Consider the following 14,193-nt stretch of genomic DNA (forward strand, 5'->3'; position numbering starts at 1 on the left):
CTCCCGCTCGCTCAGGCCTCGCTTGATCTCGACTCGGGAAGGAAGCCTGGCAAGCAACGCTCGGGGTTTTCTGAGGTCAGCGGGTTCTCCCTGAAACGGCGACGGGTCGGCCCGCGAGAAACCCTCTCCCGAGCCGGCCCTTCCGCATGCCAGGGCGACACCGGCGTCGCCGGTCCGGTCTGTCCCATGTCCGACGAGGACCAAAGCTCCTGCCGGAGGCCGACAGTGAGTCAGTCCCACGACGTTCACGCCCTGGACATCCGCGACGACCTGCTCGGACGCCGCCCAGTGCGATCGTGAGCCCCGGACCGTCGAGCGCTTGAAAGCGCACGGGTGCGTGAGCCGGGCGGTCCGGCACCGGCTCCAAAGGCTTGAGCGATGGTGAGGAACCGATGAAGCCGAGCGACGTCGACCGTACGGAACAGACCGCCACCGAACATGCAGCCGATATCGAGGCCGGAGTCAAGCCACTGCTCGACGCCCCCCAGACGGCCGCGGCGGCGGCCGCGATGTGGACCTTTGTCGTCGGCCCGATGATCTGCCTGATCATCGCGGTGCCGTTGGCATGGGGATGGGGTCTGTCCGCGCTGGACATCGGCATGGCCGTGGTCGCCTACCTCGTGTCCGGCTTCGGCCTCACGGTCGGCTACCACCGTCTCTTCACGCACCGCTCGTTCAAGGCACGGCGGGGTCTGCGCATCGCTTTGGCTGTCGCGGGCTCGCTGGGAGTCGAGGGCTCGCCGGTCCAGTGGGTGGCGAACCACCGGCGCCACCATGCCTTCGCCGACCGCGAGGGTGACCCGCACTCGCCCTGGCGCTACGGGACCGACACACGCGGGCTGCTCAAGGGACTTCTCCACGCGCACATCGGGTGGATGCTGAAGCGTGAACTGAGCAACCGGGCCAGGTTCGCGCCCGACATCGCCGCGGATCCCGATCTGCGGCTCATCGGTCAGCTCTTCGGACCACTGACCGCCGTCTCGCTCCTGGCCCCGGCACTTGTCGGCGGGTTCGTCACCGGTACCTGGACCGGTGCGCTGACCGGGTTCTTCTGGGCCGGTTTGATACGGATGGCGCTGCTGCACCATGTCACCTGGTCGGTGAACTCGATCTGCCACGTCGCAGGCAGGCGCCCCTTCGCCAGCCGCGACAAGGCCACCAACTTCTGGCCGCTCGCACTGCTGTCCTTCGGTGAGAGCTGGCACAACTCACATCATGCCGACCCCACAGCCGCGCGCCACGGCGTGCTGCCGGGCCAGCTCGACCCGTCGGCCCGCCTCATCTGGGTGTTCGAGAAGCTTCGCTGGGTCCACGATGTGCGCTGGCCGAGCTCGGACCGTCTCAGCGCTCGACTGCTGCCCAAACCGGGTGCCCCGAACGAGTCCACCAGCTGACGTTGCCCGATCAACGCGCGGCCGCGGTTCCCGCTTGTGTACCCCTGGCAGGAACCGAACCTGCGACACCCGCTCCAGGAGTTCGATCACTGCGGTCTGCGAACGGCCCGTATCCGTCGCCGTGGGGCGGTATCAGATCTTTCCTCGGCTGCCTGGGTCCGCCGTCGTACGCCGACGTTGATGTCAGCCGGTGATGTCAGGAGCTGCGGCTGCCCACGGCCCCGGATGCCGCTCGGCTCCGAACCTTCGCACAGGCCAAAGAACTGGCCACGCCTTCCCAGCCTCTCGCTTCCACAGATGGTCCACGTCCGTCGACGGGCGGACGTGGGTCGTGCCTTGGTGGGCGGGACCACATGCGGCGCTCTTGTCAGGTGATGCGCACTCCGCCGTCGACGAACAAGTCCTGGGCGTTGACGCCGGTGTTGCGGAGAAGGAAGTCAGTGGCGTCGACGACCTCCGCCATCGTCACGAGGCGCCCGATCGGGGTGCGTGATGCTTGGGGGTTCTCGGGTACGTCGCGCCACCTCGGACGGTCGCCCACCATTCCCGGGTGGATGGCGTTGACGCGATGGGGCGCAATCTGCACTGCGAGGGTCTTCACCAGTCCGGTGATACCAGCGTTGACGGCGGTCACGATGGTGGAGCCGGGGTAGGGGCGTTCTTTGGCCAGGCCGCCGAAGAGTACGACCGAGGCGCCGGGGGTGAACCGGTCATGCAGGACTCGCACGGTCTCCGTGTATCCCACCAGTTTGGTGGTCACGGCGTGGACGGCCTTGGCGATGTCGAAGTCGGCGACAGTGGTGAGATCCTCCGTGATGGCGGTGATCACCAGGTCGTCGACTTCCGGTACGTCGACGAGCGCTCTGTCGATGGTCTCCGGCCGCGAGAGGTCAAGGTCCAGGCCCCGGACCGTGCCCGCGATCTCGCCGGCCACGGTCTCGGCGCGTGCCCTGGTGCGGCTGGTGATGATGACGGTGTCGCCACGGTCGGCGAATCGCTCCGCCAGAACGCGTCCCAGGCCGCCGCTGCCTCCGACGATGATCGACGTGGTCAAGATCCGGTGGTCCTTTCCGTGTGGACGGCAGCTGATATGGGATGAGTCCCCGCTGTCTCCCCCTGGACCGGGCACGCAACGGGCGCGGCTGGTGCTGCGGCAGGTGGCGGTCCTGCCTGGGATTGAAGGGGCCGGGTCACCCGCGCGCCTGAGCGGAGGCGAGCCGCTGATGTCCGGCCGCCAGCGCGCGAGCTGTGCCCCTCCGCTCGTATCGTGGAAAGACAGACAGCGGCGGCGGCAAGGCAGGAAAGTCATGTCGGAGCCGGAGGTCGACTACGCGGCGGTGTTCCAGGCCCTCCCCGGGGCGGTGGCGTTGCTGACCCCGAAGCTGATCTTCGTGGAGGTGTCTCCGCATGTCGCTCCAGACCGCGACGGCGCCGGGAGCCACCTGGGTGGCCAGATGGGCGGGAGCTCTGCTGTCTCTCGCGGTGGCCGCCATCCATGTCGTCGACCAAGGCGGCATCGCGACGACAAGGGCCCCCTATCACATCGGCGTCGCCTTCCACGTCCTGGAGATCGCGGCCGTGGTCACCGCCGTGCTGCTCCTCATCGGCCTCGTCCGTGCGGGATGGCTGCTGGCAGTCGGGGTCGCCGCCGGCCCTCTGCTGGGCTACATCCTCTCCAGGGGTCCGGGCCTGCCCGATTACAAGGACGACATCGGCAATTGGACCGAACCGCTCGGCCTGGTCAGCCTGGCCGTCGAAGGCGCCCTGCTCCTGCTGTCGGTGCCGCTCTTCGTACGGAGCCTGCGCCGCAGAACCCACTGAAGCCGACGCCGAGCCGCTTGGACACGCGGTGCCCCGGACGGTGGACGCTTGCGTCACCACCTGTGGACACTTGTCGGCGGTCCGGCGCGGATCACGAACCTCACCGGGAGCGCCGATCCCGGGGTGCGGGTGCGCCAGTGGTCCGCATCGCGGCACAGCGGCCGTGGCAAGCCGGGTCCGGTGAAGTGGCGACGGGTCTCATGCCGTCGTCCTGCCGGCTCCCCTGCTGACCGACTCATCGCACACAGCGGGCGCTGCCACCACCGATACGGCCGCGATGCCCCGGGACCCGGGACAACTCGCGCAGGGGCGCACCCGACGGGCAACGCTTGTGCGGCGGTGACGGACCCCTACGCCACCGGGACGCATCTCTACGTCGACGGACCGGGCCGCGCCAGGACGGCGTGGGAGGGTCCTCACGGTGACGTCCTCAGCGTGCCGCATCCGGAACTCGACGCCACCGGCCCGCCCGCTGCCTCCCGCGGCGCCGGCCACTCCGCAGGGAGCATGCGACCTGCGGCGGCGCAGAACGCCCGCTCGACGACCACGCAGAGGACCCCGGTTCCGCCGAGCGGCCGACAGCCTCGGCCACCTCTGCGGCCGCACTCGTGCCTACCGCGGCGCCCACCGGCGTCGCGTCTGCGCCCTCGACCTCGGTCTCAGCCCCGACGGCCGCCCTCACCCCCACTGCCGCCGCTCCCACCTCACCTCCCAGTTCCGCACAGCCGGCACCGGACGACGGCTTCACCGACTCGGCACCGGACGACGGGCATCCGCAGCCCGCGGCCACGGACGGAGTTCACCGAGCCGTCAGCACGTGTTTGTAGCAACTGTTCGATCGACTACTAGCGTGCGTTGACCACTCCTCCAGTGGAAGGACACTGCACATGAACCGCGCCGCCAAGGTCTCCGCCGCAGCCGTCGGTCTGGCCGTCCTCGCGGTCACCGGCACCGCCGTCGCCGTCGCGAACCACGGTGACAACGACTGGCCCTACGCCCACCACAGCGCGGCGTCGTACACCCTGGCGGCTGTCGGCGACATCGCCTGCGAGCCCGACGACGCCGAGAACGCCACCACCCCGGCATCGCTCAAGTGCGGCAGCCCGACTCTGGGCGGCATGAGCGCCGAGTTCGCCACCGCGAAGCAGGCCACGGACATGCACCCCGATGCTGTGGCACTGCTCGGCGACGAGCAGTACCAGGTCGGCAAGCTGACCGACTTCGAGCAGTCCTTCGAGCAGGCATGGGGCGGCCTGAAGATGCTCGAGCGTCCGGCGCCGGGCAACCACGAGTACTACCCGTACACCAAGAAGGGCGACAAGGAGGCCGGGCAGAACGGTGTCGGCTACTTCGGCTACTTCAACGGCCATGACCAGGCCGGCACGCCGGTCGCCCAGGGCCAGGCCGGCGACGACAGCGCCGACAAGCAGGGGTGGTACTCCTACAACCTCGGCAACTGGCACATCATCTCGCTCAACGCCGAATGTGACTCCGACGCGTTCAACCACGACTGCTCCACGACGGGCAACGGCCTCCTCGGCCAGGAGACCCAGTGGCTCTCACAGGACCTGGCCGCCAACAGGCGCCCCTGCACGATCGCGTACTGGCACCAGCCGGCCTTCAGCGCCACGACGGCCTCGACGGCCACGGTGCCCGCGTCCGCGCCGGGCGCCGGCGGCACCGAGGGTGCAGCGACCGACGCATGGTGGAAGCTCCTCTACCAGCACCGTGCCACGCTCGTCCTCAACGGCCACGAGCACGCGTACGCCCGACTGCGCCCGATGAACCCGGCCGGCCAGTACGACCCGGCCCACGGCATCCCGGAGTTCATCGTCGGCTCCGGCGGTGAGGCCATCGACACCCTCGCCGGCACGCCGGGCAACTACGACAACCCCAACGTGGTCACCGCCCAGGCCAGCGCCTTCGGCGTCATGAAGCTCACCCTCAAGCCCCACAGCTACAGCTGGGACTACAAGCCCGTCCTGCCCGGCCCCGGCTTCGACTCCACGGCGCTGCAGTACAGCGACTCCGGCAGCGGCACCTGCAAGTAAGACCGTAAGACCCCACCAATGCCGAAGCGGCACGGCGGCACTTCGAGGAGGTACTTGCCCTCGGCGCTCTGCACGAAGTCCACATGGCGCGCGGCACTCGGCGGCCGACCGGCATCGTCGCGGGACGCCGGCCGAGTGCGTCGAGGCGGGCGGGCTCCGCGTGCGGGCCGAGCAGGATCAGCGGCTCGCAGCGGTGGCCGAGCAGCGCCTCCACCGCCTTGTAGCGGTGCATCACGGTGTGGCACGAGGGCCTTTCTGTCGCTGGTGGAGATGTCGCGATCCACGCCAGGCCAGAAGGCCCTCACCAGTTTCAAGATCCCTCAGCCGAGACCTGCATCTCTGTCCACAACCTCCCCGGACAGAACAGCTGGTGCTGTGACCGGCGGAGCCTCGTTGATCGGCGCACGGGGAGTGCGTGCGCCGATCAACTGGGCTGTGCGGTGGGCATGATCGTGACCTGCTGGAGGTTCGCACGCGGCGGCAGGCCGGCGAGGAAGCCGATGGTCCGCGCGACGTCCTCGGGCTCCAGCCACTCCATCGACTCCTTGGACCCGGCCAGCCACTCCAGCGCACCCGAGTCCGTCACATGCTCCTGAAGTTCCGTACCGACGATGCCGGGCTCGATCGCCGACACACGTACGTTCTTCGGGCCGAGCTCGACGCGAAGGTGCCGGGACAGATGGGTGACGTAGGCCTTGGTGCCGGAGTAGACGGCGAAGTTGGGGAAGATGTTCTGCGCCGCGATGGACGAGGTGTTGATCAGGTCCGCTACACCGCGTTCCCCGGCCGTCTTGACCAGCTGAGGCGTGAACGCGCCGATCACATGCATCAGACCGGTGATGTTCACGTCGATCTGGCGCTGCCACTGGTCGGTGGCCAGCTCCTCTATCGGGGCGGGAAGCATGACGCCCGCGTTGTTCAACACCAGGTCGGCCCCGCCCAGCTCCGCTGCCACCCGGTCGGCCGCCCCCTGCACGGCCGCCGCGTCGGTCACGTCCGCCGCGATCGCCAGGGCGCTGCCGCCGTTCTTCTCGATCCTTCCGACCAGGTCGTCCAGCCGGTCGGCACGCCGGGCCAGGACGACGACCTTGGCGCCCAGGGCGGCGAGGTGTTCGGCTGTGGCCTCGCCGATGCCGCTGGACGCTCCGGTGACGACCGCGACACGGCCCGACAAGGGCTTGGCAGGGGTCTGCGTGGACATTGGTGTGCACCCTTCCAGAGGAGAGCGAGAGGGACGCTGCGACCGGCACGGCCACACCTCCAGCACACCACTCCCGCACCCGGCGCGCGCGGTCGCAGGCATGGCACCCGGATCTCCCGCAGCGCGGAGTCAGCCCGCCAGGCTGGTGGGCTAGGCCTCCTCGTGCTTCTCGGCCTCCGCGTCCAGGAGCCGGATCAGGGTCGTTCGGGCGCGGGCCACGCGGGAGCGGAGCGTGCCGACCGGGCAGTCGCTGATCTCGGCCGCCTCCGCATAGGGCAGCCCGACCAGTTGGGTGAGGACGAACGCCTCCCGGCGCTCGTCCGGGAGCGATGCCAGCAGGTCCAGCAGCGCGATGCCGTCGTCGAAGCCGGGCAGGTCCTGCGGCTGGGCCAGTTCGACGGCCGTCTGCCAGTCCCGTACGTCGGACAGACGCGGCCGGGCGGCGGCGTAACGGTAGCTGTCGATCACCGCGCGGCGGGCGATGGCCAGCAGCCAGGCACGCGCCGAGGAGCGGCCCTCGAAGCGGTGCAGACTGCCGAGCGCACGCAGGAACGTGTCCTGCGCCAGGTCGTCGACGGCCTGCGGGTCGGCGCACAGATGGGCGACATACCGCTGGACGTCGCGGTGCAGGGCACGGACGAAGCACTCGACCGCCGCGGTGTCGCCGGCGCGGGCGGCGAGCGCCCAAGCGGTGACCGACTCGTCGGTCGACGCCGTGGTGTCGCCTCGGCGGCGCGAGGTGGGCAGGGCAGGAATCATCACCTGGTGTCCTTCTCGGTCATCCGGAACCGGCCCGGGTGCGCGCAGGCGCGCAGACGGACGGTCCGGTGAGGGGGAGACGGCCCTACGACGCGCCGGCGCACCGCCCCTGGGGCGTGCGCACGGGGCTACGACCGGGCCTCGTGGCCACGGCGCCCTGCGTCGGCGTACGGCCGAGCCCGAGGCGCGCGGGAGCGGCCTCGGGGTGCCGGCTGTCGTCAGACGACAGCGGTCCCCACGGGCGGACCCCGGGAGATGATCGCGTGGACGAGAAGGAGAAGACGCGGCGCGTGGTGCGAGCGACGGCGACGGACCCGAGGACAGGGGCGGTGAGGGGTACGGGGCAGGGTGAACAGCAGCCGCAGCGGCGCCGCCAGCCGGCCGGCCACGGCCCGCAGGATGCGGAACGCGGCCTTCTCCCCGTACGCCAGCCACAGTCCGCACAGCAGCGCGGCCAGCAGGTGGGCGGCGATCATGCCGAAGGACGAGCCGCCCATGGGGTGCCGCAGGGGATCCATACGGCTCATGTCCATGGAGTCCATGCGCATCGGCGCCATGCCCGTGCCCATCTCCATGCCTGTGCCCGTCCCCATCTCCATGGGGCCCATGTCCGTCCAGCCCATGCCGGGCATGCCGTTCATGTCCGTGGAGGCCTGTCCCCCGGACACCGACTGGGCGAACGAGAACGCCGAGTGGAGGGCTGTCTGGGCAGCGACCACAGCCGTCACGATCAGCGGCAGCCCGCGTTCGCGTCCCGCCAGGCACCAGCCCGCGGCACCGGTCACCGCCAGGCCCGGCCCGAGCGCCCACGCGGGGACTTCGCTGCCGGACATCAGGACGTGGCCCAGGGCGGCGAGCAGCACGCACACGACCGCGAACACCGCGGCCCGTAGCGTGCGAGAGCACCGCCCTGCTGTCATGGCGCCTCATCCTCGCATCCGGGCTTCCGTCGTCCCGCATGGGTACGGAAACCCGCGGGGGCCCGCCTCAATCCCCGGTGTGTGGTCGTTCTGTTTCCGGGCATGGGCCACCCCTCTCGCAGAAAGCGCTTGCACGCTGGGAGTGACCCTGGGAGGGACCGGATGTCACAACAAGCCCCGTGCACCGCTTCCCCCGGGACGGAGTCCGAACAGGACGGTGCCGCCACGCCGGTCTCGGGAGTGCACGGGCGAGGAATCGATCGCCGGCCGGCGGCCTTTGGGCGGTGGTCGTGCGGGGGCCTGAGCGACACCCCGCTATACATGTCACGTATACACGACGCGTATAGTCCCCGCATGCTTTCAACGGGGAAGACGAACAGACGTGCGTCCGGGTTGCGTGTGACGGCAGCCCTTCTCGCCACCATGGCCTTCGGGCTCTCGGGGTGCACCACCCTGCGCACCACCGCGCCGGCGACCGTCCGCACCCACGCCGCCGCCGACGCTCCGGCCGGGTTCGGGACCGTGGACTGCCGCCAGGCCAAGTGCATCGCGCTGACCTTCGACGCGGGGCCCAGCGAGAACTCGGCGCGGCTGCTCGACATCCTCGAGGAGAAGAAGGTGCCCGCCACCTTCTTCCTGCTCGGCAAGCGGCACATCGAGAAGTACCCGGACCTGGTCAAGCGGATGGCCGCCGAGGGACACGAGGTGGCCAGCCACACCTGGGACCACAAGATCCTCACCCAGATATCGCCGCAGCAGATACGCGAGGAGCTGCAGAAGCCGGACGACGCGATAGAGCGGCTCACCGGACGCAAGCCCACCCTGATGCGGCCGCCCCAGGGCCGTACGAACGACACCGTCCACCGGATCTGCCGTGAGTTGGGGCTCTCCGAGGTGCTGTGGAGCGTCACCGCCAAGGACTACGCGACCAACGACTCGGACCTGATCCGGAAGCGGGTGCTGGAGCAGTCGTCCCGGGACGGGATCATCCTGCTGCACGACCTCTACCCGGGCACCGTGCCCGCCGTGCCCGGGATCATCGACGCGCTCAAGGAACGGGGCTACGTGTTCGTCACCGTGCCCCAGTTGCTGGCGCCGGGGAAGGCTCAGCCGGGCACGGTGTACCGCCCCTGACGTCGGCCCGCCGGGCCCACGAGGCCAGTTGCAGGTGTTGCGGCGCGCCGTGGATCAAGGTCGGGCGCAGGGCGACGGGCCGGCCGTCGGCGAGCCGTAGTCCCGGTAGCCGCCGGGTCAACTCCGTGAGCGCTATGCGGAGTTGCTCGCGAGCCAGTGCCTCGGCAGGTGACGTTTGCCCGTGAAGGAGTGGCGTCCGGTGCGCGCTCTCGGTGTGCCGGCCGGAAGGCCTCGTACTGGGTACTTGGGCTTTCGGCCGGTGCGGCGCGAGCATGTGCCGGCATCGCGACGGGGCGAACGTTGCCTGCTGGGGCACAAGCTGGGCGCCGGGGCAGCCGTGCGCGCCGAGACCGAAGGCGAGATGGCGGACGGGGCGCGGGGATGTCGAACGCGTCGGGGCACGAGTACCGGGCACCGTCGCGGTCGGCGCCACCGAAGGCGACGAAGACGACCCTCCGGCGCGGAGTTCGGTGCCGGCCAGGGTGACCGGCCGGTCGCGACCCGCCCGAAGCCCCGCAACGGGCTGTCGTAGCGGATGTGCTGCATCGCGACGACGTCCTCGGCGGCGGCGATCTGCTCGTCCTCCGGCAGCGGGCGGAACAGCAGTTGTTCGGCGCGATGGCCGCCGTGCACCACGGCCGGCACGTCCGCGGGGTCCAGGCCGACGAGGCGGCCGATGACCTCGCCGGGCAGCCGCTCGGCGCAGGCGGACATCAGCTCGACCCGCCCGTCCCGCGCGAAGCCGGCAACAGGGGGGCCTCGACGGCGCCCGGTCAGGGGGTGCGCGTCAAGCCGTGTGTGCGGCGGCCGCCGCATACGATCCCACGGTGGTCCTCTTCCGCCTCGAACGACTCGTTCAGCTCCCCGCCGACCAGGCCTGGGGGCGGCTCACGGACTGGCCGCGCCATGCGGAGGTGGTGCCGCTGACCCGGGTGACCGTGCTCACCCCGCCGCCGACGGCCGCGGGAACGGTGTTCGTGGCCCGCTCCGGCCTCGGCCCGCTCGCCTTCGACGACACGATGGAGGTGACGGTCTGGCGGCCTCCGGCACTCTGCCGCCTGGAGAAGCGGGGCAGGCTGGTGACCGGCTGGGCGGAGATCGAGATCCGGCCGTACGACGAGGGGCGGTCGCGGGTGCTGTGGCGGGAGGAGCTGGCCGTGCGCGGACTGCCGGGGGTAGTCGACCCGCCGCTCGGGTGGCTGGCCCGGCGGATGTTCGGGCGGGCGGTGGACGGGCTGCTGCGGCTGGATCCGGGCCCTGATGTCAGTGGGGACCCTTACAGTCCACCCCCATGACCGATGCCACACACCTGGAGACCACCAGGGCGTCCTACGACGCGGTCGCCAGTGACTACGAACGGCTGCTCAGGAACGCGATGGACACGAGCCCCTTCGACCGGGCCATGCTGGGTGTGTTCGCCGAGCGGGTGCTGGCCGGCGGCGGCGGGCCCGTCGGGGATCTAGGCTGCGGTCCCGGACGGGTGACCACATACCTCGACAAGCTCGGGCTCGACGCCTTCGGCATCGATCTGTCGCCGGGGATGGTGGCCGTGGCCCGGCGGACCCATCCCGCGCTGCGGTTCGAGGTGGGGTCGATGACCGAACTCCCCCTGGCGGACGGCACCCTGGCGGGCGCCCTCGTCTGGTACTCCACGGTGCAAACCCCACCCCTCGAACTCCCACGGTACTTCCGGGAGTTCCACCGCGTTCTCGCCCCGGGCGGCCATCTCCTCACGGCGTTCAAGGTCGGTGACGAGTGTGTGCACCTGGACCATGCCTACGGGCACGACCTGTCCCTCGACGTCTACCGCGTCCGGCCCGAGCAGGTCTCCGCGTCGCTGACGGACGCCGGCTTCGAGGAGGTCGCCCGGCTGGTGCGCGCGGCGGACGAGCGGGAGAACACCCCGCAGGGGTACCTCCTGGCCCGCAAGCCCGACTGAGGGCGCGGGCGCCCGCTGGTGATCGGACGGGTCGGTTCGCCCCACGAACCTCACACCACGGCGCGTCGCGACCCGCGTGATGCCGATACGACCGGGGGGCAGGGGGTCGTGCCGTCGGGCGACCCGTCCGAGGGTCCGCTGCTGGGGAGCGTCGAGCCGAGCCGACGGCCGCCGGGGGCGTGGCGCCGTCGTGCGACGCGGCGCGACCCGCGGGGTGCGGCTCGCCGATCTGCCCTCGTCGCGCACCTGACGGTCAGGCCACCGAGCCGATCCCCCGCACCGTGCCCCGGGTCGGGTCGTGGTGGATCGGGGTGTGGGCGCCGGTGAGGGAGGCGCCGCTGCCGCCGCGGCGGGCCGCCACGATCTCCGAGGCGATGGACAGGGCCGTCTCCTCGGGGGTGCGGGCGCCGAGGTCGAGACCGATGGGTGACCTCAGCCGGTCCAGCTCCAGCTCGGTGACGCCGACCGCGCGCAGGCGTTCGGCGCGGTCCAGGTGGGTGCGGCGGGAGCCCATCGCGCCGACGTACGCCACCGGCAGGCGCAGGGCCAGCTTCAGCAGGGGTACGTCGAACTTGGCGTCGTGGGTCAGGACGCACAGGACGGTGCGCGCGTCGACCGGGGTGCGGCCCAGATACTGGTGCGGCCACTCCACGACGATCTCGTCGGCGTCCGGGAAGCGGGCGCGGGTGGCGAAGACCGGGCGCGCGTCGCAGACCGTGACGCGGTAGCCGAGGTACTTGCCGATGCGGACCAGCGCGGAGGCGAAGTCGATCGCCCCGAACACGATCATGCGGGGCGGCGGGACGGCCGACTCGACCAGGACCGTGAGCGGTGCTCCGCAGCGTGAGCCCTGCTCTCCGACGTCCACGGTGCCGGTGCGGCCCGCATCCAGGAAGGCACCCGCCTCGGCCGCCACCGTCCGGTCGAGCTCCGGGTGGGCGCCGAAGCCGCCCTCGTACCCGCCGTCGGCGCGTACCAGCAGCGCCCGGCCCAGCAGCTCGGCCGGGCCCGTCACGATGCGCGCGAGCGCCGCGGCGGCGCCCGAGGCCGCGGCGGCGAGCGCGGACGCCACCACCGGCCGGACGGGGTCGGCCGCCCGGACCGGGGTGACGAGGACGTCGAGGACGCCGCCGCAGGTGAGCCCCACGGCGAAGGCGTCCTCGTCGCTGTACCCGAAGCGCTCCGTGACGGTCTCACCGTCCTGGAGGGCCTGCCGGCACAGCTCGTAGACGGCGGCTTCCACACAGCCGCCGGAGACCGAGCCGATCGCCGTGCCCTCGGCGTCCACCGCGAGGGCGGCGCCGGGCTGGCGGGGTGCGCTGCCGCCGACCGCCACCACGGTGGCGACGGCGAAGTCGCGTCCCTGCGCGGCCCACCGGTGCAGCTCGTCGGCGATGTCCAGCATCTCTCGGTCTCCTTGGCGGTATGGGGTGGGACGACGGAGGAGGGCCGCTAGCGGACGCCCAGCCAGTTCTCGATCGGGTGGAGGGCGAAGTAGACCAGGAAGACCACGGTCAGCCCCCACATGGAGGCACCGATCTCGCGGGCCTTGCCCTGGGCTGTCTTGATGGCGGTGTATGCGACGACACCCGCGGCGACGCCGGTGGTGATGGTGTACGTGAACGGCATGAGGACCACGGTCAGGAAGACCGGGATCGCGGTGGCGCGATCGCTCCAGTCCACATGCCGGGCGTTCATCAACATCATCGCACCGATGACGACCAGTGCGGCCGAGGCCACCTCCTGCGGGACGATCGCCGTCAGCGGGGTGAGGAACAGACAGGCCGCGAAGAAGAGACCGGTGACGACCGAGGCGAGGCCCGTGCGGGCGCCCTCGCCGACACCGGTGGCGGACTCGATGAAGACGGTCTGCCCGGAGCCGCCCGCCACACCGCCGATCGCACCGCCCGCGCCGTCGATGAACAGGGCCCTGGACAACCCCGGCATCCGGCCCTTGTCGTCGGCGAGACCGGCCTCGGTGCCCACGCCGATGACGGTGGCCATCGCGTCGAAGAAGCCGGCGAGGACGAGCGTGAAGACGATCAGGCCGACGGTCATCGCGCCGACCTTGTCCCAGCCGCCGAACGCCACATGCCCGAAGAGCGAGAAGTCCGGCATCGAGACCGCGCCGCCGCGCAGCTCGGGAGGCCCGCCCGCCCAGGCGCCGTCCTTGACGACCCCGATGGCGTCGAGGAGCGCGGCGACGACCGTACCGCCACCGATGCCGATGAGGATGGCGCCGGGGACCTCGCGGGCCTGGAGCATGAAGATCAGCAGCAGGGTGCCGGCGAAGAGGAGGACGGGCCAGCCGGTGAGCTGTCCCGCCGGGCCCAGGCTGAGCGGGGTGGCCTTGCCCTGGTGGACGAATCCGGACTTGTACAGGCCGATGAGGGCGATGAACAGTCCGATGCCCATGGTGATGCCGTGCTTGAGCGCCGGCGGGATCGCGTTCATGATCGCCTCGCGAAGACCGGTGACGACCAGCAGCATGATGACCGCGCCGTACAGCACGCACATGCCCATGGCCTGCGGCCAGGTCATCTGCGGGGCGACCTGGGAGGACAGGACGCCGGAGACGGACAGGCCGGCGGCGAGGGCGAGCGGCGCCTTGCCGACGAGCCCCATCAGCAGCGTGGTCAGGGCCGCCGCGAACGCGGTCGCGGTGATCAGGGCCTGCCGGCCGAGGGTGTCCCCCGCCACGTCCCGGCCGGACAGGATCAGGGGGTTGAGCAGCAGGATGTACGCCATCGCCATGAAGGTGGTGACGCCGCCGCGCACCTCGCGCGCGACGGTGGATCCGCGCCGGGATATGTGGAAGTACCGGTCGAGCCAGGACCGGCCGACCGGGACGCGGGTTGCCGCGCCCGCGTCCTCGGCGGTGGTCCTCGGCTCCAGGGACTGCTGGGTCATGGTGCCGTCTCCCAAGGTTCACAGGGGCACCCGCGGGCCGCCTTCGGCGGTCTGCGGGATTTGG

12 protein-coding genes and 1 pseudogene are annotated in these 14,193 nt (G+C 71.0%); 6 read left to right on the top strand and 7 right to left on the bottom strand.

The genetic code is table 11. The features are described from left to right. Nucleotides 1–392 precede the first annotated feature (392 nt). Nucleotides 393–1,394 carry an acyl-CoA desaturase gene (locus ACFY2Z_RS03475; protein WP_390742501.1) on the top strand — a complete coding sequence of 334 codons (1,002 nt, stop codon included), beginning with the start codon at nt 393–395 and terminating at the stop codon, nt 1,392–1,394. Nucleotides 1,395–1,761: 367 nt separating this feature from the next. Here ACFY2Z_RS03475 and ACFY2Z_RS03480 read toward each other — a convergent pair whose 3' ends face one another. After that, nucleotides 1,762–2,448 carry an SDR family oxidoreductase gene (locus ACFY2Z_RS03480; protein WP_390742502.1) on the bottom strand — a complete coding sequence of 229 codons (687 nt, stop codon included), beginning with the start codon at nt 2,446–2,448 and terminating at the stop codon, nt 1,762–1,764. A 353-nt stretch (nt 2,449–2,801) separates the two neighbouring features. Between ACFY2Z_RS03480 and ACFY2Z_RS03485 the strand changes: the two genes are divergently transcribed. Both ACFY2Z_RS03485 and ACFY2Z_RS03490 read left to right on the top strand, forming a co-directional pair. Beyond that, a complete protein-coding gene (locus ACFY2Z_RS03485) occupies nt 2,802–3,215 on the top strand; it encodes a hypothetical protein (RefSeq protein WP_390742503.1) in 414 nt (137 codons plus the stop codon). An 887-nt stretch (nt 3,216–4,102) separates the two neighbouring features. Beyond that, nucleotides 4,103–5,266, top strand: a complete 1,164-nt coding sequence (locus ACFY2Z_RS03490; protein WP_390742504.1) for a metallophosphoesterase family protein — start codon at nt 4,103–4,105, stop codon at nt 5,264–5,266. A gap of 53 nt (nt 5,267–5,319) precedes the next feature. On the opposite strand, the pseudogene ACFY2Z_RS03495 reads toward ACFY2Z_RS03490, so the two are convergent. The 4 genes and pseudogenes from ACFY2Z_RS03495 to ACFY2Z_RS03510 all read right to left on the bottom strand — a co-directional run. Beyond that, nucleotides 5,320–5,486, bottom strand: a pseudogene (locus tag ACFY2Z_RS03495) (LacI family transcriptional regulator); the annotation flags it as partial. 204 nt (nt 5,487–5,690) lie between these two features. After that, nucleotides 5,691–6,467, bottom strand: coding sequence for an SDR family oxidoreductase (locus ACFY2Z_RS03500; RefSeq protein ID WP_390742505.1), 777 nt, complete (start codon nt 6,465–6,467; stop codon nt 5,691–5,693). 150 nt (nt 6,468–6,617) lie between these two features. Then, nucleotides 6,618–7,229, bottom strand: a complete 612-nt coding sequence (locus ACFY2Z_RS03505; RefSeq protein WP_390742506.1) for a sigma-70 family RNA polymerase sigma factor — start codon at nt 7,227–7,229, stop codon at nt 6,618–6,620. Nucleotides 7,230–7,444: 215 nt separating this feature from the next. Further along, nucleotides 7,445–8,146, bottom strand: a complete 702-nt coding sequence (locus tag ACFY2Z_RS03510) for a hypothetical protein (protein ID WP_390742507.1) — start codon at nt 8,144–8,146, stop codon at nt 7,445–7,447. A 354-nt stretch (nt 8,147–8,500) separates the two neighbouring features. Here ACFY2Z_RS03510 and ACFY2Z_RS03515 point away from each other — a divergent pair, with 354 nt between their 5' ends. The 3 genes from ACFY2Z_RS03515 (at nt 8,501) to ACFY2Z_RS03525 (ending at nt 11,219) form a co-directional block, all read left to right on the top strand. Beyond that, entirely contained in the window at nt 8,501–9,280 is a 780-nt protein-coding gene (locus ACFY2Z_RS03515; RefSeq protein ID WP_390742508.1) for a polysaccharide deacetylase family protein, read from the top strand. 827 nt (nt 9,281–10,107) lie between these two features. Continuing rightward, nucleotides 10,108–10,575 carry an SRPBCC family protein gene (locus ACFY2Z_RS03520; RefSeq protein ID WP_390742509.1) on the top strand — a complete coding sequence of 156 codons (468 nt, stop codon included), beginning with the start codon at nt 10,108–10,110 and terminating at the stop codon, nt 10,573–10,575. Further along, nucleotides 10,572–11,219 carry a class I SAM-dependent methyltransferase gene (locus ACFY2Z_RS03525; protein WP_390742510.1) on the top strand — a complete coding sequence of 216 codons (648 nt, stop codon included), beginning with the start codon at nt 10,572–10,574 and terminating at the stop codon, nt 11,217–11,219. Before ACFY2Z_RS03520 ends, ACFY2Z_RS03525 begins: the two co-directional genes overlap by 4 nt. Before the next feature lie 253 nt (nt 11,220–11,472). Here the strand turns inward: ACFY2Z_RS03525 and ACFY2Z_RS03530 are convergent, their stop codons facing one another. Next, nucleotides 11,473–12,624: an XdhC family protein gene (locus ACFY2Z_RS03530; RefSeq protein WP_390742511.1), complete on the bottom strand. Its 1,152-nt coding sequence runs from the start codon at nt 12,622–12,624 to the stop codon at nt 11,473–11,475. Nucleotides 12,625–12,671: 47 nt separating this feature from the next. Then, on the bottom strand, nt 12,672–14,129 hold the full coding sequence (locus ACFY2Z_RS03535; protein ID WP_390742512.1) for an NCS2 family permease: 1,458 nt from the start codon (nt 14,127–14,129) through the stop codon (nt 12,672–12,674). Nucleotides 14,130–14,193: the final 64 nt, after the last annotated feature.

The sequence above is a fragment of the Streptomyces sp. NPDC001222 genome (assembly GCF_042896945.1).
In the GTDB taxonomy this organism is placed as follows: Bacteria; Actinomycetota; Actinomycetes; order Streptomycetales; family Streptomycetaceae; genus Streptomyces; species Streptomyces gibsoniae.